The organism is Dactylosporangium sp. NPDC051541 (assembly GCF_044454505.1).
In the GTDB taxonomy this organism is placed as follows: Bacteria; Actinomycetota; Actinomycetes; order Mycobacteriales; family Micromonosporaceae; genus Dactylosporangium.
Genome location: NZ_JBITDU010000009.1, coordinates 152,841 through 170,908, shown reverse-complemented (window position 1 = coordinate 170,908; position 18,068 = coordinate 152,841). Strand labels below are relative to the sequence as shown.

18 protein-coding genes and 1 pseudogene are annotated in these 18,068 nt (G+C 71.0%); 13 read left to right on the top strand and 6 right to left on the bottom strand.

The genetic code is table 11. The features are described from left to right. Nucleotides 1-2 precede the first annotated feature (2 nt). From ACIA8L_RS35000 to ACIA8L_RS34975, 6 genes are all read left to right on the top strand, one after another. Nucleotides 3-1,130, top strand: a complete 1,128-nt coding sequence (locus ACIA8L_RS35000) for a glycosyltransferase family 4 protein (protein ID WP_395911201.1) — start codon at nt 3-5, stop codon at nt 1,128-1,130. Nucleotides 1,131-1,140: 10 nt separating this feature from the next. After that, nucleotides 1,141-1,608, top strand: coding sequence for a hypothetical protein (locus ACIA8L_RS34995; protein WP_395911200.1), 468 nt, complete (start codon nt 1,141-1,143; stop codon nt 1,606-1,608). Between the two features lie 108 nt (nt 1,609-1,716). Continuing rightward, on the top strand, nt 1,717-2,616 hold the full coding sequence (gene pdxS, locus ACIA8L_RS34990; protein WP_395911198.1) for a pyridoxal 5'-phosphate synthase lyase subunit PdxS: 900 nt from the start codon (nt 1,717-1,719) through the stop codon (nt 2,614-2,616). Beyond that, the gene (gene pdxT, locus ACIA8L_RS34985; RefSeq protein ID WP_395911196.1) at nt 2,613-3,236 is read left to right on the top strand and encodes a pyridoxal 5'-phosphate synthase glutaminase subunit PdxT; all 624 of its coding nucleotides are present in this window, start codon (nt 2,613-2,615) and stop codon (nt 3,234-3,236) included. Before pdxS ends, pdxT begins: the two co-directional genes overlap by 4 nt. A 2-nt stretch (nt 3,237-3,238) precedes the next feature. After that, nucleotides 3,239-3,994 (top strand): YebC/PmpR family DNA-binding transcriptional regulator, encoded by a 756-nt coding sequence (locus tag ACIA8L_RS34980; RefSeq protein ID WP_395911194.1) that lies wholly within the window; start codon nt 3,239-3,241, stop codon nt 3,992-3,994. Between the two features lie 221 nt (nt 3,995-4,215). Then, complete coding sequence (locus tag ACIA8L_RS34975; protein WP_395911192.1) at nt 4,216-4,362, top strand: hypothetical protein; 147 nt, start codon at nt 4,216-4,218, stop codon at nt 4,360-4,362. Nucleotides 4,363-4,373: 11 nt separating this feature from the next. On the opposite strand, the gene ACIA8L_RS34970 is transcribed toward ACIA8L_RS34975, so the two are convergent. The 5 genes from ACIA8L_RS34970 to ACIA8L_RS34950 are packed head-to-tail and all read right to left on the bottom strand — an operon-like array spanning nt 4,374 to nt 9,260. Further along, on the bottom strand, nt 4,374-5,066 hold the full coding sequence (locus tag ACIA8L_RS34970; protein WP_395911191.1) for a Clp protease N-terminal domain-containing protein: 693 nt from the start codon (nt 5,064-5,066) through the stop codon (nt 4,374-4,376). Between the two features lie 55 nt (nt 5,067-5,121). Next, a complete protein-coding gene (locus ACIA8L_RS34965) occupies nt 5,122-6,240 on the bottom strand; it encodes a cytochrome P450 (RefSeq protein WP_395911189.1) in 1,119 nt (372 codons plus the stop codon). Further along, entirely contained in the window at nt 6,237-7,796 is a 1,560-nt protein-coding gene (locus ACIA8L_RS34960) for an FAD-dependent oxidoreductase (RefSeq protein WP_395911187.1), read from the bottom strand. The genes ACIA8L_RS34965 and ACIA8L_RS34960 overlap by 4 nt, the downstream gene beginning before the upstream one ends. A gap of 34 nt (nt 7,797-7,830) precedes the next feature. Beyond that, nucleotides 7,831-8,622 carry a sensor histidine kinase gene (locus tag ACIA8L_RS34955; RefSeq protein ID WP_395911186.1) on the bottom strand — a complete coding sequence of 264 codons (792 nt, stop codon included), beginning with the start codon at nt 8,620-8,622 and terminating at the stop codon, nt 7,831-7,833. Then, nucleotides 8,619-9,260, bottom strand: a complete 642-nt coding sequence (locus ACIA8L_RS34950) for a response regulator (protein ID WP_395911184.1) — start codon at nt 9,258-9,260, stop codon at nt 8,619-8,621. Before ACIA8L_RS34950 ends, ACIA8L_RS34955 begins: the two co-directional genes overlap by 4 nt. Nucleotides 9,261-9,388: 128 nt before the next feature. Here ACIA8L_RS34950 and ACIA8L_RS34945 point away from each other — a divergent pair. The 6 genes and pseudogenes from ACIA8L_RS34945 to ACIA8L_RS34920 form a co-directional block, all read left to right on the top strand. Beyond that, a pseudogene (locus tag ACIA8L_RS34945) lies at nt 9,389-9,742 on the top strand (GtrA family protein); the annotation flags it as partial. A gap of 13 nt (nt 9,743-9,755) precedes the next feature. Next, nucleotides 9,756-11,057 carry a glycosyltransferase gene (locus ACIA8L_RS34940; RefSeq protein WP_395911183.1) on the top strand — a complete coding sequence of 434 codons (1,302 nt, stop codon included), beginning with the start codon at nt 9,756-9,758 and terminating at the stop codon, nt 11,055-11,057. 79 nt (nt 11,058-11,136) lie between these two features. Then, nucleotides 11,137-12,654: an ArnT family glycosyltransferase gene (locus tag ACIA8L_RS34935; RefSeq protein ID WP_395911180.1), complete on the top strand. Its 1,518-nt coding sequence runs from the start codon at nt 11,137-11,139 to the stop codon at nt 12,652-12,654. A 14-nt stretch (nt 12,655-12,668) separates the two neighbouring features. Next, on the top strand, nt 12,669-14,126 hold the full coding sequence (locus ACIA8L_RS34930; RefSeq protein WP_395911179.1) for a hypothetical protein: 1,458 nt from the start codon (nt 12,669-12,671) through the stop codon (nt 14,124-14,126). A gap of 5 nt (nt 14,127-14,131) precedes the next feature. Continuing rightward, entirely contained in the window at nt 14,132-15,148 is a 1,017-nt protein-coding gene (locus ACIA8L_RS34925) for an ATP-binding protein (RefSeq protein WP_395911178.1), read from the top strand. Continuing rightward, nucleotides 15,145-15,804, top strand: a complete 660-nt coding sequence (locus tag ACIA8L_RS34920; protein WP_395911177.1) for a response regulator — start codon at nt 15,145-15,147, stop codon at nt 15,802-15,804. Before ACIA8L_RS34925 ends, ACIA8L_RS34920 begins: the two co-directional genes overlap by 4 nt. 109 nt (nt 15,805-15,913) lie before the next feature. Here ACIA8L_RS34920 and ACIA8L_RS34915 read toward each other — a convergent pair whose 3' ends face one another. Further along, nucleotides 15,914-17,275: an MDR family MFS transporter gene (locus ACIA8L_RS34915; protein ID WP_395911176.1), complete on the bottom strand. Its 1,362-nt coding sequence runs from the start codon at nt 17,273-17,275 to the stop codon at nt 15,914-15,916. A 95-nt stretch (nt 17,276-17,370) separates the two neighbouring features. Here ACIA8L_RS34915 and ACIA8L_RS34910 point away from each other — a divergent pair, with 95 nt between their 5' ends. After that, entirely contained in the window at nt 17,371-17,949 is a 579-nt protein-coding gene (locus ACIA8L_RS34910) for a TetR/AcrR family transcriptional regulator (protein ID WP_395911174.1), read from the top strand. Nucleotides 17,950-18,068: the final 119 nt, after the last annotated feature.

The following is an 18,068-nucleotide window of genomic DNA, read 5'->3' as shown; positions in this document are numbered from 1 at the left end:
CGTTGCGTATCGGAATCGTCTGCCCGTACTCGTTCGACGTGCCCGGCGGCGTGCAGAACCACGTCCGCGACCTCGCCGAGACCCTGATCGCGCTCGGCCACGAGGTCAGCGTCCTCGCACCCGGCGACGAGGAGGGCATGACCCTGCCATACGTCGTGCCGGCGGGGCGAACGGTGCCGGTGCCGTACAACGGATCCGTCGCCCGTGTGTCCTTCGGGCTCATCTCCGCGACCCGGGTCCGGCGCTGGCTGTCACACGGCCGCTTCGATGTGCTCCACGTCCACGAGCCGCTCATCCCGAGCCTGTCGATGCTGGCCGTGCTCTCGGCCCGGGGCCCGGTCGTGGCCACGTTCCACACCGCCATGACCCGCTCCCGCGCGCTGGCCGCCGCCCAAGGTGTCCTGCAGCTGGTCCTGGAGAAGATCACCGGGCGGATCGCGGTGTCCGAACTGGCCCGCAAGGTGCAGGTCGAGCACCTCGGCGGCAGCGCCTGGGAGATCCCCAACGGGGTGCAGGCCTCGAAGTATCGCGGTGCCGTGCCGTTGGACGGCTGGCCGGGCCCCGGCGGGGCGCTCGGCTTCATCGGCCGGTTCACGGAGCCCCGCAAGGGCTTCAAGTATCTGCTCGAAGCCTTTGCTCTGCTCGCGGTCGATCGCCCGGGCCTGCGCCTGCTGGTCGCCGGGCCCGGGGATCCGGACGACGTCGTCGCTGATTTCATCCATAGGGATCGGGTGGTCTTCCTCGGCAAGGTGTCGGAGGGGGACAAGGCCCGGATGCTGCGCTCCGTCGACCTGTACGTCGCGCCCAACACCGGCGGCGAGTCCTTCGGCATGATCCTCACCGAGGCCATGGCCGCCGGGACCGCGGTGCTGGCCAGCGAGCTCGACGCGTTTCGCCGGGTGCTCGACGGCGGCGCGGCCGGCGCGCTGTTCCCGGTCGGCGACGCGGCCGCCCTGGCCCGGACCGCGGGGGAGCTGCTCGACGACCCGCTGCGCCGGGCCGCGCTGGCCGCCCGCGGCGCCGAGGTGGTGGCCGCCTACGACTGGCCGGTCGTCGCCGAGCGGGTCCTCGAGGTGTACTCCACCGCGATCGAGGTTGCCGGAGCCACCGTAGAGGAGTCGGTCCCGTAGGCTGCGGCGCATGTGGTGGGTGATCGCGGTGGTGGCCCTGGTGGTCGCGGTCGCCACCTACGTCACCTGGCTCGCGGCCCGGGTCGACCGGCTCCACGCCCGCGCGGCCGCCGCCTACGCCACCCTCGACGCCCACCTCGTCCGCCGGGCCGCGGCCGCGGTCGCTCTGGCCGAGGCCGCACAGCTGCCGACCCTGATGTACGCGGCCAAGATCGCCCTCGACGCCCAGCCCGACGACCGCGAGGTCGCCGAGAACGACCTGACCCGCCACCTCCGCTCCGGCTTCGTGCTGGAGCAGGACGTGGAGGAGACCCTGGTGCAGGTCAGCCGCCGGGTGGCGCTGGCCCGGCAGGTGCACAACGACGTCGTCCGGGACGCGCTCGCGTCCCGCCGCTTCCGCCTGGTCCGACTCTTCCGGCTGGCCCGGAAACACCCGATTCCGGCATATTTCGACGTCGACGACCCCTCGCTGACCTGACCCTGCGGTTTTATGGGCCGCGGGGTTCCCATTGGCCGTCGGGCCGGGGGATGGCCGGAGCGTAAACTTGCGGGTGAATCCAGTCTTGCTTGTTAGGAGTGCGTCGTCGTGTCCTCACCCAGTTCGCCGGTCACCGGCACGGCCCGCGTCAAGCGCGGCATGGCCGAGATGCTCAAGGGCGGCGTCATCATGGACGTCGTCACCCCCGAGCAGGCCAAGATCGCGGAGGACGCCGGCGCCGTCGCGGTGATGGCGCTCGAGCGGGTCCCTGCGGACATCCGCGCCCAGGGTGGCGTGTCCCGGATGAGCGACCCCGACATGATCGACGGCATCATCGCCGCCGTGTCGATCCCGGTCATGGCCAAGGCCCGGATCGGCCACTTCGTCGAGGCCCAGGTCCTGCAGGCGCTCGGCGTCGACTACATCGACGAGTCCGAGGTGCTCACCCCGGCCGACTACGCCAACCACATCGACAAGTGGGCCTACACGGTGCCCTTCGTGTGCGGCGCGACCAACCTCGGTGAGGCCCTGCGCCGCATCAACGAGGGCGCGGCCATGATCCGCTCCAAGGGCGAGGCCGGCACCGGTGACGTCTCCAACGCCACCACCCACATGCGCAAGATCCGCGGGGAGATCCGCCGGCTGACCTCGCTGCCCGAGGACGAGCTGTTCGTCGCGTCCAAGGAGCTGCAGGCCCCCTACGAGCTGGTCAAGGAGGTCGCCGAGACCGGCAAGCTGCCCGTCGTGCTGTTCACCGCCGGCGGCATCGCGACCCCGGCCGACGCCGCGATGATGATGCAGCTCGGCGCCGAGGGCGTCTTCGTCGGCTCCGGGATCTTCAAGTCCGGCAACCCGGCCCAGCGCGCCGCCGCGATCGTCAAGGCCGTCACCTTCCACGACGACCCGGACGTGATCGCCAAGGTCTCCCGCGGCCTCGGCGAGGCGATGGTCGGCATCAACGTCGACGAGATCCCGGAGCCGCACCGCCTCGCCGAGCGGGGCTGGTGACCACCCCCGTGATCATCGGTGTGCTCGCCCTGCAGGGCGATACCCGCGAACACCTGCACGCGGTGGCCGATCTCGACGCGATCGGCCGCCCCGTGCGCCGCCCCGACGAGCTCGACTCGGTCGACGCCCTGATCATCCCGGGCGGCGAGTCGACCACGATCAGCAAGCTGGCCGTGGAGTTCGGCCTCATGGACCCGCTGCAGAAGCGGATCGCGTCCGGGATGCCGGTCTACGGCTCCTGCGCCGGCATGATCATGCTGGCCTCTGTCGTGTTGGACGGCCGCCCTGACCAGGTCCCCTTCGGCGGCATCGACATGACGGTCCGCCGCAACGCCTTCGGCCGGCAGGTCGACTCGTTCGAGGGCAGTGTGGACATTTCGGGCATCGATGGGGGTCCGTTCCACGCCGTCTTCATCCGCGCACCCTGGGTCGAGGAGGTGTCCGACTCGGTTGAGGTACTGGGGCGCGTGAATGATGGCCCGTCCGCCGGTAGGATTGTCGCGGTTCGGCAGCAGCACCTGCTCGCGACGGCCTTCCACCCCGAGCTCACCGGCGACCTACGCGTCCATCGGTACTTCGTGGAGATGGTGCGCGAGGCGGGTAAGACGACGGAGGGTTAGGCATGTCGGGGCACTCTAAATGGGCGACCACCAAGCACAAGAAGGCGGTCATCGACGCCAAGCGTGGGAAGCTCTTCGCCCGCCTGATCAAGAACGTCGAGGTGGCCGCCCGCACGGGCGGCGGTGACCCGGCCGGCAACCCGACCCTCTTCGACGCCATCCAGAAGGCGAAGAAGAACTCGGTCCCCAACGACAACATCAACAACGCGGTCAAGCGCGGCTCCGGCCTCATCGGCGGCGGCGCCGACTGGCAGACCGCGATGTACGAGGGCTACGGCCCCAGCGGCGTCGCCATCCTGATCGAGTGCCTGACCGACAACCGCAACCGCGCCTCCACCGAGGTCCGCGTGGCGCTGACCCGCAACGGCGGCAACCTGGCCGACGCCGGCAGCGTCTCCTACATGTTCACCCGCAAGGGCGTCATCATCGTCCCGAAGTCCGGCGACCTGACCGAGGACGACCTCCTGATGGCCGTCCTCGACGCCGGTGCCGAAGAGGTCAACGACCTGGGCGAGGCCTTCGAGATCATCTGCGAGGCCACCGACCTGGTCCCGGTCCGCACCGCCCTGCAGGACGCCGGCATCGACTACGAAAGCGCCGAGTCCTCCTTCGTCCCGAGCGTCACCGTCCCCTTGGACGAGGACGGCGCCCGCAAGGTCTTCAAGGTGATCGACGCCCTCGAAGACTGCGACGACGTCCAGAACGTCTACGCCAACTTCGACGTCTCCGACGAGGTCATGGCCCTGGTCGAGGCTTAGGTCCAGTCCGACGGGACAGGACCTGGGTCCAGCTCGCCGACGGCGCCCCCGCCCGCCGCGGAGGCGCCGTCGCCATGTCCGGCCGGCGGTCGCACCCGCGGGTTCGCCCGTACGGCCGACCTCCGCCCCGCCCGTAGCACGAGCGGTGCCGCCGGACGTATCGGCCACTATGCTCGCCGCGCGGGTGCCTGGCCGACCCGCCGGACGAAGCGGAGGCGCCGGTGGCCGCGAGTTCCACGATCGCGGACATCGTCGCCGACTCCATCAGGTCCAAGGGGCCCGAAGCGTGGCCGGTCGCATCGGCGCTGGCGGTCATCGCGGCCCAGTGGCTCCAGCACCGGCCGGTCGGGCGGGCCCTGCGGCAGTGACCTGGTCGCGGTCAGGCGGCCAGCGCGGCGGTGATGGCGGCTTCGGCGGCCGGCTTGTCGACGCCCAGGTCGGACAGCACACCCGTGCCCGATTCGAGTTCGAGCAGGGCGAGCAGGATGTGTTCGGTGCCCACGTGCTCGTGGCTCATCCGGAGCGCCTCGCGGAACGTGAGCTCCAGGGCCTTCTTCGCGGCCGCGTCGAACGGGATCAGGGCGGCCGGCGCCTCGTCGGACGGGGTCAGGGTGGCGGCGGCGGTTTCGCGGACGGTGTCCGGGGATACGCCCTGGGCGGCGATCGCGCGGGCGGCCAGTGAAGCCGGGTCCGCCACCAGGCTGATCAGGAGGTGCGGCACGCCGATCTGGTTGTTGCCGCGGTCGCGGGCCTCCTCCTGGGCCGACACGACGACCTTGCGGGCCCGGTCGGTGAAGCGGCGGAACTCCTGGGCGGCGTTGAACTCCGGGGCCACGAAGCGTTTCTGCGCGGCCTGTTTCGTGACGCCCATGCTGCGGCCGATCTCCGTCCAGGACGCGCCGGAGCGGCGGGCCTGGTCGACGAAGTGGCCGATCAGGTGGTCGGCCACCTCGCCGAGGTGGTCGGCGGCCAGGACGGCGCCGGTGAGCTGGTCCAGGGCGGCCGGGTGGGCCTGCTTGATGGACTCGATGAGGTCGTCCAGCCGGACGGTGGCGGTAACGGGTTCAGGCATGCGTCAACCATAGGTTGACGATCCGAGGACCGTCAACCCTAGGTTGACGGGTGGATCAGTCCAGCGCTACCCGCAGGTGGCGGGGGCCGCGGAGCACGGCGTTCAGGCGGTACACCGGCGGGTCCTCCAGCAGGCGGGCCTTGGCCAGGATCGGGGCCAGGGTGCGCAGCGCCACCTGCGTCTCCAGGCGGGCCAGCGGGGCGCCGAAGCAGTAGTGGATGCCGTCGCCGAACGCCAGGTGCTGGGCCGGGCGGCGGTCCGGGTCGAAGCGGTCCGGGTCCGGGAACTGGGCCGGGTCACGGTTCGCCGCGGCCAGCAGCAGGGTGATCGACGCGCCCTTCGGGATCGTCGTGCCGGCCACCGGGATGTCGTCCAGGGCCGTGCGCCAGGGGAGCATCTGCACCGGCGGGTCGTAGCGCAGGACCTCCTCCACGAACCGGATCTCCAGTCCCGGCTCGGCCCGCAGGCGGTCCAGCCACAGCGGCTGGCGCAGCAGGACCAGGGCACTGTTCGCGATCAGGTTGACCGTGGTCTCGTGGCCGGCGATCAGCAGCAGCATCGCGGTGCTGATCAGGTCCGCGCGCGGCATCGGGCCGTCCGGGCCGTCGTCCGTGGCCAGGGCCGACAGCAGGCCGGGGCCGGCGCCGCGGTCCACCAGGTCGCTCAGGAACGAAGCCAGCTCGTCCAGGGCGGCCCGGTCCGGCTGGACCGCCGTCAGCGCCCGGTCCACCCACACCCGGAACCGCGGCTCGTCGGCCAGCGGCACGCCGAGCAGCGAGCAGATGACCCGGACCGGGAAGGGGTACGCGAACTGGTCCACGAGATCCACAGTGGACGGCGGGAAGTCGCCGGCCAGTTCGCTCGCCAGCTCGACCAGCTGCGGCTCCCGGTCGGTCACCCAGTGCGCGCCGAGCGGCCGGTAGGCCTGGCGGCGCAGCCGGTCGTGGGCCGGCGGGTCCTGGAGCAGGAAGCTGGGCGGCAGCCCGAGCAGGCCGGCCTCGCCACCGGCGGAGCTGATCCGCGGGTCGTGCAGCAGCGCGGACACCGCGTCGAACGTGCTCACGACATAGCGGCCGTCCGCGGTGACCGCGACCGGCTCCCGGCGCAGCGAGGTCAGCAGCGGGTACGGGTCGTGGCGGTTCACGGGGTCCAGTACCGCTTGGAAGACGCTCATCGGGACGCCACCATCGTCGGGCGGTGGCCGGTTACCACCACTGTCGCGTCGCGGGCCAGCAGCGCCCGATCGGGGACACCGGCCGGGAGGGGCAGGGCGTCGTCGGGCCCGTCGACGACGGTGAAGGCCGGCGGGAACGGCGCCGCCTGCTCGATCAGGCGCTCGTAGAACGGCAGCCACTTGGCGTGGTTGAAGGTGACCGCCCCGGTCAGACGGCCCTTGTAGCCGTACGCCGCCGCGAACCGCCCATCCCGCACCGAGCCCTGGGTGACGACCACCTCGTCGGCGAACGTCGGCACGCCCACGGACTTGATGTTGGTGCCGAACTGCAGCGACCAGAACTGCGGCATGTGCAGGTGCGGCCACCGGTCGGCCTCGTCGCTCACCATGTTGTGCGCGGCCACCTCGGCCTGGGCGACGGCGTTGGCCCAATGCTCCAGGGCCAGGAACTGGTACCCGAACATCGCGTTCGGCGCCCGGGCCACATCGCCGGCCACGAAGATGTCGTCGGTGACGACACCGTTGACGTCGAACGCGCGGCAGCCCGCGTCGCAGGCGACCCCCCACGGCCCGACGGCCAGCCCGGAGTGCTCCAGCCATTCGACGTTGCGGACCCCGCCGAGCGCGGCCACCACCACGTCGACGTCGAGCACCTCGCCGCTGGACAGATGGGCCCGTTCGACCCGGCCGTCGCCTTCGATGCGTTCGACGGTGACTCCGCAGCGCAGGTCGACGCCGTGCGCCCGCTGCAGATCGGCCGCGATCGCGCCGATGGTCGAGCCCAAAGCGCCGGCGAGGGGGGTACTGGCGGTCTCCGTCACGGTCACGTCGAGACCCATGGAGCGGCAGGTGGAGGCCACCTCGGAGCCCGTGAACCCGGCGCCGACGACCAGGACCCGGCCCGGCCGCGCGATCAGGCGCTCGTGTAGCCGGATGGCGTCGTCGCGGGTACGCAGGGCGAACAGGCCGTCCAGCGTGGCCTCGGCCGGGTTGGGCCAGGGGCGGGCCCGCACACCGGTGGCGATCAGCAGGCGGTCGAACGGCACGGCCGAGCCGTCGCTGAGCTGGACCCGGCGGCCGGCCAGGTCGAGGGCGAGCGCGCTGACCCCGAGCCGCCACTGCGCGTCGAGGTCGGTGCGGTGCGGCAGCCCGGTGGCGTCGGGGCGGACCCGGCCGGCCAGGGCCTGCTTGGACAGGGGCGGGCGGTCGTACGGGCCGTAGGGCTCGTCGTCGATCAGCGTCAGCTGGCCGGTGTAGCCCTCCTCGCGCAGCGCCTCGGCCGCGCGCAGGCCGGCCAGGGAGCCGCCGATGATGACGATCCGGCCCGGGGGCGCGGCGTGCAGCAGGGCCTTGGGCACCCGCTGCGCGACCCGGTCGAGCTGGATGGCCTGCACCGGGCAGGCGGCCGCGGCCCGGCGGACCCGCAGTTCGTCGGCCTCGTCGAAGACCGGGTCGTAGTGCAGGCCCTCATCGCCCTGGATCTGGAAGGACGAGGGGGCCAGGAAGGCGCACTGGGCGTACCCCTGGCACTTCGTGAGGTCGACGACAACCCGCATATGGCAACCATCGCCCCCATCCCGCACGCGGCCCTCACCCGGCGGGAAGGGCCGCCCGGACCACCGTGCCGGCACCGGGTGCGGTGTGGATGTCGAGGGTCCCGCCGAGCAGCGCCGCCCGCTCCCGCATCGAGCGCAGGCCGAGCCGGCCGGGGAACGCCGCGGACGGCACGAACCCGACCCCGTTGTCGGCGACCTCCAGCACCACCCACCGGTCGGCGCCGACCAGCCGCACGGTGACCTGCGAGGCCTCGGCGTGGCGGGCGGCGTTGCCGAGGGCCTCGAGCGCGATGCGGAACAGCGCCTCCTCCACCGGCGGGCTCATGGCCACATCGGCGTCGAGCTCCAGGTGCATACCGGTCGTGCTGAAGGCGCTGCGGAGCGTGGGAATGAGTCCGGCCTCGAGCAGGAGGGAGGGCCGAAGTCGTAGCATGATGCCACGGAGATCGGTGAGGCCCGCGGTGGCTGTCTCCTTGATCCACGTCAATGACGCTTCGGCGTGGGCCGGGTTGCCGTGCAACAGTTCGGCCGCCGTGCCCGCACCGAGGCTGATCCCATACAGCGTCTGCACCATCGAATCGTGAAGATCCCGAGCCAGCCGAGCGCGTTCGGCCAGGAAGAGCTCGGCCAGCGGCACGAACGGCAGCAACCGGCGAGAGCGAATGGAGGCGGCCAGCAGACCACCGGCCACCGGCAGATACGTGACGCGCCGATGCCGCACGGCTCGCGCCCCGGCCAGGGCGCGCCGCACGACCGCGCGATCGACGAAGCCGTCGGCGCCGCAGACGAGCGCACCCCGGGCGTCCAGCAGGGCGACGCGGGTCATGACGGGGCGTTCAGGGGGACGAGGCCGGCGCGCATCGCGTAGAGGGCGGCCTGGGTGCGGCTCGAGGCGCCGAGCTTCTGCAGGATGTTGCTGACGTGCGTCTTCACCGTCTGCGGGGCGATGTGCAGCTCCCGGGCGATCTGGCCGTTGGCGCGGCCGCGGGCCAGGAGCGTCAGGACCTCCTCCTCGCGGCGGGTCAGCTGCGGCGGGGCGCCCGGCACGTGCACGTCGCGCACCAGGCGGGCGGCGACCGCGGGTGACAGCTGCACCTGGCCGGCGGCCGCAGCGCGGACGGCCCGGTGGAGCTCGTCGGCGTCGGTGTCCTTCAGGAGGTAGCCGACCGCGCCCGCGTGGAGGGCGTCGGCGATGAGCTGCGGCTCCAGGTAGCCGCTCAACGCCACCACCTCGACGCCCGGCAGCTCCCGGCGGATGGCGGCGGTCGCGCTGACCCCGTCGAGGACCGGCATGAGCAGGTCCATCAGCACCAGGTCCGGGCGCAGGGCGTGGGCCAGCTCCACGGCCTGCTGCCCGTCGGCCGCCGCGCCGACCGGCTCCAGGTCGTCACTGAGCGACAGGAACCGGACCAGCCCCTCGCGCACCATGGCATGGTCGTCGGCGATCAAGACCCGAGTACTCATCGTCGCCCGCACTACCCACAAGACGATCAGATGGTCTACGCCAAACGGGGGAGGCCGAAGGTCGCGGCGGCGGCAGCACCGTGGCGTGATGCCCCGCCCCCCGAGCGGTCGGCACGGTTGTGAACGTGATGCCGTACCTGCATCGGCTGAGCCGGTTCTCCCTGGTGGGCGTCAGCGGTGTCGTCGTGAACAACGTCGCCCTGCTCACGCTGCACGGCCGGCTGGGGCTCGCGCTGCTGCCGGCGACGGTGGCCTCGGTCGAGCTCGCGCTCGTGTCCAACTACGTCCTGCACGAACTGTGGACCTTCCACAAGAAGAAGCTGTCGCTGTCCCGGTTCGCCTACTTCAGCCTCGCCGGGCTGGCCGCCCTGCCCGTCAACGTGATCGTCGTCCAGCTGCTGGTCGGACTCGGCCTGCACTACCTCCCCGCGAACCTGGTCGGCATCGTGGCCGGCTTCGGGGTCAACTTCGCCGTCAGCTCGAAGTGGATTTGGAGTGAACGCACCGATGGAGCAGCTGGTGTTGGCCGTCCTCACGCTGATCTCGCTGGTGCTGACGGTGCAGGCGGCGCACGCCCTGTATCTCATGATCTACACGTGGGACCAGCCCGAGGCGGACGCCCGGGCCCGGGTGCCCGATCAACGTGCTACGCCGGAACTCTCCTTCACCGCCATCCTCCCGGCCCGGCACGAGGAGGCGGTCATCCAGCACACCATCGCCCGCGCCGCGTCCGCTGACTACCCGCCGCACCTGGTCCAGATCCTGGTCGTCTGCTCGGCCGACGACGTGGGCACGATCGAGCAGGCCCGGGCCCAGGTCAACGCGCTGCGGGCGGCCGGGCGCAGCAACGTCGACGTGATCGTGTTCGACGACGGGCCGATCAACAAGCCGCACGGGCTCAACACGGCACTGCGCCACGCGACGAGCGAGATCGTGGCCATCTTCGACGCCGAGGACGAGGTCGAGCCGCAGCTGTTCGACATCGTCAACACCATCATGCTCAGCGACGACGTCAGCGTCGTGCAGGCCGGTGTGCAGCTGATGAACTTCGACTCCAACTGGTACTCGACGTTCAACGTCCTCGAGTACTTCTTCTGGTTCCGCAGCCGCCTGCACTACCACGCCAAGAACGGGGCCATCACGCTCGGCGGCAACACGGTCTTCTTCAAGAAGGAGCTCATCGAGCGGCTCGGCGGCTGGGACGAGACGAACCTGACCGAGGACGCCGACATCGGCCTGCGGGTCTCCAGCATGGGTGAGAAGGTCCGGGTGGTCTACGACGACCGGTATGTCACCAAGGAGGAGACCCCGCCGACCCTGCAGAGCTTCATCAAGCAGCGGACCCGCTGGTGCCAGGGCTTCATGCAGACGCTGGGCAAGGGCACCTGGAAGCTGATGCCCAACCGGCGGCAGCGCTTCCTGGCCTGGTACACCCTCGCCTTCCCGCACGTCCAGGCGATGCTCGGGTTCTATCTGCCGGTGGCGCTGCTCAGTGCGTTCGTGCTGAGCGTGCCCGTCCCGGTGGCGATGCTGTCGTGGCTGCCGGTGCTGCTGCTCGGCGCGCACTTCGTGATGTCGGTCGTGGGGCTGTACGAGTTCACCGGCGCCCACGGGCTCAAGGCCGGCCCCGGGACCGTCGTGAAGATGGCGATCACCTGGTTCCCGTACCAGATGGTGCTGTCCTACGCCGCCGGCCGCGCCCTGTACCGCCAGCTCAAGGGCGCGACCAACTGGGAGAAGACGGCCCATGTCGGCGCCCACCGCACCGAGGCACCGGAGCTGACCAATGTCGGCTGAAGTGCTTGAAAAACCCAGAAAAGCTGCGGTTGGGGGTACGGCCAGAGACCCGGGCCGGGCACCGAAACTGCTCATCGCGGTGTCCCTGCTCATCGGTGCGGTCAGCCACGGCTGGAACATGTTCCGCTACCCCCTGTACCTCACCGACGAGGGCATCTACATGGAGCAGGCCTGGTCGGTGCTGAAGGAGGGCAAGCTCTCGCCCTACACGTACTTCTACGACCACGCCCCGATGGGCTGGCTGGCCCTGGCCGGCTGGGTCGGCATCCTGCCGGGTGGCTTCGGCGCGTTCGGCAACGCCATCAACACCGGCCGCGTGCTGATGCTCATCGTCCACCTGGCGTCGGTGTTCCTGATGTTCGAGATCGTGCGGCGGTTCACCGGCAGCAGACCGGCGGCGTTCCTGGCCGCGTTCGTCTTCAACCTGTCCCCGCTCGGCGTGTACTACCAGCGCCAGGTCCTGCTCGACAACCTCATGATGTTCTGGATCCTGTTCGGGCTGTACCTGCTGGCCCGCAAGGACCGGCGGATCGTGACCGCGATGGGCGCCGGGGCCTGCTTCGGCGTCGCGCTGGTGACGAAGGAGAACGCGGTCTTCCTGCTGCCGGGCTGTGCGTACCTGCTGCACAAGACCGTCCGGGAGCAGCCCAACCGGCGCTTCGGGGTGAGCTTCTGGTGGTTCGCGGTGCTGGTCCCGGTGGCCGGCTACCTGCTCTTCGCGCAGATCAAGAACGAGCTGTTCCCGGAGGGCTTCCGGTTCAACCCGGACAACAACCAGCTGCAGGGCCACGTGTCGCTGCTCAACACGATCTGGTGGCAGCTGCACCGCAACTCCAACAGCTCCACCGGCCTGTCGTTCACCTACCTGCTGCAGCAGAGCTGGCTGTTCAAGGACCGCTACCTGCTCATCGCCGGTGTCGCCGCGACCGTCCTCGCGCTCATCTCGGGCCGGCGCAACAAGCGGCTGCGCACGCCGATGCTGGCCTGCGCGATCATGGCGCTGGGGTACGCGTTCTACCTGAGCCGCAGCGCCCTGCTGGACTTCTACATCGCCCCGATGGTGCCGCTGTTCGCGCTCAACCTCGGGATGTTCTTCGGGTGGCTCACCAGAAGAACCAACCAGGGCGGCGCGGCGGTACTGGTGGCCTGTCTGCTGGTGCCGGTGCTCGTCATGCCGGGCGGGTTCCTGGTGAAGTACAACGCGAAGGGTCAACTGGAGTTCAGTGACGCCTATCGGCTCCCGCTGACCCGCCTGCAGGAGCAGCAGGTCGCGTGGATCAAGCACAACATCCCGACCAGCGCCCGGCTCATCATCGATGACGACATCTGGGTGGCGCTGCACGACAGCAAACCGGCGTACAAGTACGCCCACCCGCACTACAAGGCCACGTCCGACCCCGACGTGCGGGACAAGGTCTTCCATTCCAGCTGGGAGAACGTCGACTACGTCGTGATGTCGAACAAGATGCGCGACGCCCTCCAGCGCGGCGGCGAGACCTGGATCATCGAGGCGATCGACCAGCACGGGGAGACCGTCTGGCAGGCCACCCGGGGCGACGTCTCGCTGTCAATCGTCAAGATCGGCAACTCGTCCTAGCTGGAGTGTCGAAGATGCAGACCCTGAAGCGCCGCCCGGCCGTTGGTGGTCCCCGGCGCAAGAAACGGCAGCGGCCCAAGATCTCCCGCAAGCGGCTGCTGGTGGCCGTGGTGGCCGCGTTCCTCCTGGTCATGCTGGGCCGCTCGCTGCTGCCCGCGCTGGGCATCGAGGCCCCCAGCCTGGGCCAGGGCGACGCCGAACCGACGGAGGTGCGGACCAAGGCCCCGCCCGCGCCGACCATCGACCTGAACGGGGTCATGGTGCAGGGCGGCGGCGCGGCGATGATCACCCTGAACCCGGGCCTGGTCCGGCTGGGCGGCACGGTGACCGTGTCCGGCTCCGGCTTCGACCAGGGCTCGATGGTCGACGTGTACCTGGGCCCGTCCTCGGCGCCGGGGCAGAAGCCGCCGAGCGCGGCCGCCGCGGCGAAGCCCAAGCAGGTCGCGACCGCGAAGGCCGGCAAGTGGGGCGTGTTCACGGCCAACTTCACGTTCCCGAGCACGATGACCACGCCGGTGCAGGAGGTCACCGCCCAGGCCCGCGGCGGCGAGAAAGTGGCCAAGGCCGACGCCGCGGTCGCGCAGGGCGCCGGCCAGGCGACGCTGTCCGCCGTCGTCGGCAAGCCGGGCGACACGATCAACCTGACGGCGAAGGGCTTCGCCCCCGGTGAGCAGCTCAACGTGTTCTGGGGCCGGATCAACGGCGACCCCAACCTCACCCTCAAGGCCGACGAGGGTGGTTCGGTGGGTAAGACGCCGATCAGAGTCGGCGTCACGGCCGTCGGCCAGACGAGTCTGGTAGTCGTGGGCAAGACCAGTGGCGCCGCGGCGAGCGCACCGTTCCAGGTGCTGCGGCTGTACCCGTCCATCAAACTCGCCCCCTACGCCGTCAAGGCCACCCAGAAGATCACCTTCTCGGGCGGCGGCTTCGCACCCAGCGAGCGGGTCCTGGTCCGGCTCAACGCGGCCGGTGGCCAGCCGGTCATGGCCGTCCAGACCGACGACGCCGGCACGTTCAAGGGCGCCGGGATCGTGATGCCGTTCCAGCTCAAGGGCGCGCAGTCGCTGGTCTTCACCGGCGAGCAGAGCCGAGCCTCGGCCTCCACCGGGTTCACGATCCTGCCGTTCACGCCGCAGGCCCGCACCAACGCCTACGGCGGCCTGCCCGGCACGGTGGTCAACTTCTACGCGACCCAGTTCGCGCCCAACGAGGCCGTGCACGTCACCGTCAAGACGGCCAAGGGTGCGAAGCCGGAGCTGGTGGCCGCGTTCCGGGTCGACGCCAAGGGCGCCGCGCGGGCCGTCGGGCAGTACACGGTCCCCGGCGACACCGAGGACACCGTCGTCTTCCAGCTCCACGGCCAGCGCAGCGACGCCACGGCCACGGTCAACTTCAAGGTCGACAAGTCGGGCGGCCCGGTCGACATCCCGTCGGCCAAGCCGTACGTCGTCCCCAAGGATCTGGAGAACTGAGCCCGGTGTACTGGCAGGCGTTCCGCGCCGCCCCGGAAGCGTTGCTGGTCGTGGACGCCTCCGGGGTGGTCCGGCTCGCGAGCAGCGCCGCGGAGACGTTGTTCGGGCGGGAGCCGTCCGCGCTGTTTGGCAGTACCACCGCCGAACTTTTTGTGGTTGCTCCGGTCTTCGCCGCCGGCGTGGAAGCCGTCCCGGCCGTCGTCCGGCGGCCCGGCGGGGAGACGCTCCCCGTCGACGTCCGCGTCCGCACGCTGGCGGGCGACCCCAGCGGCATGCTGTCCCTCGCCGTCGAGGAGCGCGGCAGCAGCGGCCGGGCCGGACTCGAGCAGCGCATCGCCCGGCTCACACTGACCGGCCAGGAGCAGGGCGAGCTGCTCGGCGACGTGATCGTGACGCAGGAGCGGGAGCGGGCCCGGATCGCCGCCGGCGTCCACGACGACAGCCTGCAGGTGATCACCGCGGCCACGCTGCGCCTGCAGCACCTGCGCCGCCGCCTGCACGACCCGGCGGACCTCGCCATCCTGGACCGGCTGGAGGAGTCGCTGGTCCAGGCGGCCGCGCGGCTACGCCGGCTGATCTTCGACTTCCGCCCGCCCCGGCTGGCCGACGACGGACTGACCGCCGCCGTCTCCGACCTGCTCGACGACCTCGCCGAGGACCATGCTCTCGTCGTCCGCGTCGATTCCCGCCTGGTCGCCGAGCCGGCCCTGCCGACGCGGCTGCTGCTGTTCCGGATGCTGCAGGAGGCCGTCGCCAACGTCGGCAAACACGCGGGCGCCGACCGCTGCACGGTGATCCTCGGCGAGGAGGACGGCGGCTACCTGGTCCGCGTCATCGACGACGGCGTCGGCGCCGAGAACCTGCACACCGACCCCGGCCACCTGGGCCTGCTCCTGATGCGCGAACGGGCGGCCCTGGCCGGCGGCTGGTTCCGGATCAGCAGCCTGCCCGGCCGCGGCACGACCGTCACGTTCTGGGTGCCGCGCGGCGCCGACCTCGAGTCCAAGGGAGCAGCATCGTGAATGATTCGCGCCCGCCCTACCGGGTCCTGATCGTCGAGGACCACCAGGTCGTGGCCGAGGGCCTGGCCGTCCTGCTCAACGAACACCCGGAGTTGCGCGTCGTCGCCCTGGCCGGCAGCGTTGGCGAGGTCGAACACCTGGCCGACGTGGAGCGCGTCGACGTGGTCCTGTGCGACTTCTGGCTCCCCGACGGCACCGGCGCCGAGGCGGTCGCCGCCCTCCGCGCCCACCAGCCGGAAGTGGCAGTGGTCTTCCTCAGCGCCGACCAGAGCGACCGCGTCATCCTCACCGCCCTGGAGTCCGGCGCCGCCGGCTACCTGGTCAAGAGCGCCGGCGGCGCCGACGTGGCCGAAGCCGTCCGCCGAGCCGTGGACGGCGAGATCCTGGTCCCCGCCCGCCAACTGGCCAAACTCCTGGCCCGCCGCCGCGAACAGGCCCAACGGTCCGAAGAACACGCCAGGCGCCTGGACAGCCTGACCCCCCGCGAACGCGAAATCCTGGCCCTGATGACCGAAGGCCTCGACAACCGCGACATCGCCCGCGAACTCTCGATCAGCTACACAACGGTCCGCAGCCACGTCCGCCACCTCCTGTCCAAAATGGGCGCCCGCTCCAAGCTGGAAGCCGTGGTCCGAGCCGCCGAATGGGTCGCCTAGTCCCGGTGCGAGCCCTCGCCGCCCGGCCCGAGTGTCCAGGCCGCCCGCGAAGGTTCCTGGTACACGCTCGACGGCGACCGGATCTATCGCCCGTCAGGGTATTCGCCGGTTATGCCGGGCGCTGGGCTCGCGGGAGCAGGACGGCGGGTACGACGGCCACGGTGGTGATGGCGACGGCCCACCAGAAGGCGGCCTGGATGTTGTGGGACTGCAGGGCCACGGCGACGATGGCGGTGCCGAAGGAGGCGCCGACCTGCTGGACGATTCGGGTGTTCATCGTGGCGTGCGGGATGTCGGCGCGGTCGGTTTCCTGGTAGGCGACGGACATCGGCGGGATGAGGACGGTGCCGACGCCGAGGCCGCGGAGGAACAGGACGGCGCCGAGCCACCACAGGCTGGTGCCGGCTTCGGCCAGGGCGAACGGCACGGTGGCCAGGCCGGTGAGCAGGAACCCGCCGATCGTGACGGCCCGCGCCCCGAACCGGTCGACCAGCTTGCCGACCAGGAACCGGGCGGCGAGCGCCCCGACGCCCTGCGGGATCAGCAGCAGGCCCGCGTCGAGCACGCTGTCGCCGCGCAGCTGCTGGTAGTACAGCGGCAGGAGGAACATGGCCGCGTACATCGCCGCGCCGGCCGTGAACAGCACCGCGGACGCGACCCCGAGCGACCGTTTGCGCATGATGCGGACGTCGACGATCGCCCGCGGCTTGGCCAGGAACGCACCGAGCAGGACGACCCCGCCCGCCAGCGGCACCAGCACCCCCGCGTGGCCGATGCCGCCCTCCCGCGAGAGCTGCGAGAGCCCGTACAGGATGCCGGCCAGCGCCGGTGCGAGCAGCCCCAGCCCGGCCCAGTCCAGGCGGGCGGTGGTCTGCTCCGCGGGCCGGTCGTCCGGCAGGTGCCGCGCGGCCAGCCACAGGCCGACCGCGATGATCGGCACGTTGATGAGGAACAGCCAGCGCCAGCTCAGCCAGTTGAGGATGACCCCGCCGATGACCGGGCCGAGGATCGGGCCGAGCGCGATCGGCATGCTGACGGCGGCCATGAGCCGGCTGCTGACCCGCCCGCCGGCGGCCCGCACGGCCAGGGTCTGCATCAACGGGAAGATCAGGCCGGCCCCGAAGCCCTGCAGGATCCGGAAACCGATGAGGCTCACGTCGTTCCAGGCCAGCGCGCACAGGACGGACGCGAGGACGAACAGCAGCAGTGCCCCCATCCAGACCCGCTTGCCGCCCCAGCGCCGCTCGGCCCAGCCGGTGACCGGGATCGCGACGGCCATGGCGAGCAGGAACCCGGTGGTGACCCACTGGATGGCGTCGGTGGTCGACTCGAGCTTCACCACGAGCGTGTGGATCGCCAGCGTCACCATCGTCGAGTCGAGGATCGCCGCGATCCCCCCGACAACGAGCGCCAGGAGCGCCTTCTGCACCGCCGGCGACAGTTTCGCCTCGGCGGTCTCGGTCATGGTCATGCCGCATCCTCACAGTCCGGTTAAGAGTGGAATCCCTCTCTTATCGACGGTAGGGCACCGCGCTAAGGAATGCAAACCTTCCCTATACTGGCTCCATGACGCCCCAACGCCGCCGCGGCCCCGAGCTGGAGGCCGCCCTGCTGGACGCGGCCTGGGACGAGCTGGTCGAGGCCGGCTTCGCCAAAATGACCATGGAGTCCGTGGCCGTCCGCGCCAGCACCGGCATCGCCGTCCTGTACCGCCGCTGGGCCAACAAGGACGAGCTGGTCCTGGCCACCCTGGAGCACTACCGCAGCTCCCACCCGGTAGCGATGCCGGACACCGGCACCCTGCGCGGCGATCTGCTGGCCGCGCTGACGGGCATGGGCGAGGCCCGGGCCGCGTTCTTCGCCGTCACCGCGGCCGCCTGCTACTCAGGGCTGCTGGCCGGCACCGGCCTGACCCCGACCCAGGTCCGCGACCGCATGCTGGGCGACCAGCGCCTGGTACGGGTGTCGACCCTGTATCAGCAGGCCCACGACCGCGGCGAGATCGACCTGGCGAAGATCCCGCCGGCCGTCCTGTCGATGCCCTTCGACCTGGTCCGCCACGACCTGGTGATGGACATGCGACCCGTGGGACGGGCCCGCATCGAGTCGATCGTCGACGACCTCTTCCTGCCCCTGGTCCGCTGAGCCGGCGCCGGCGCGGATCAGCCCTGACGCATACGCGTAGATCACGGCCTGGACGCACGTCGGTCTCGCGCGGTGTCAGTTCGGCCGGCTCCGGCTCCGGCGGCGGCGGCGGCCGCGGA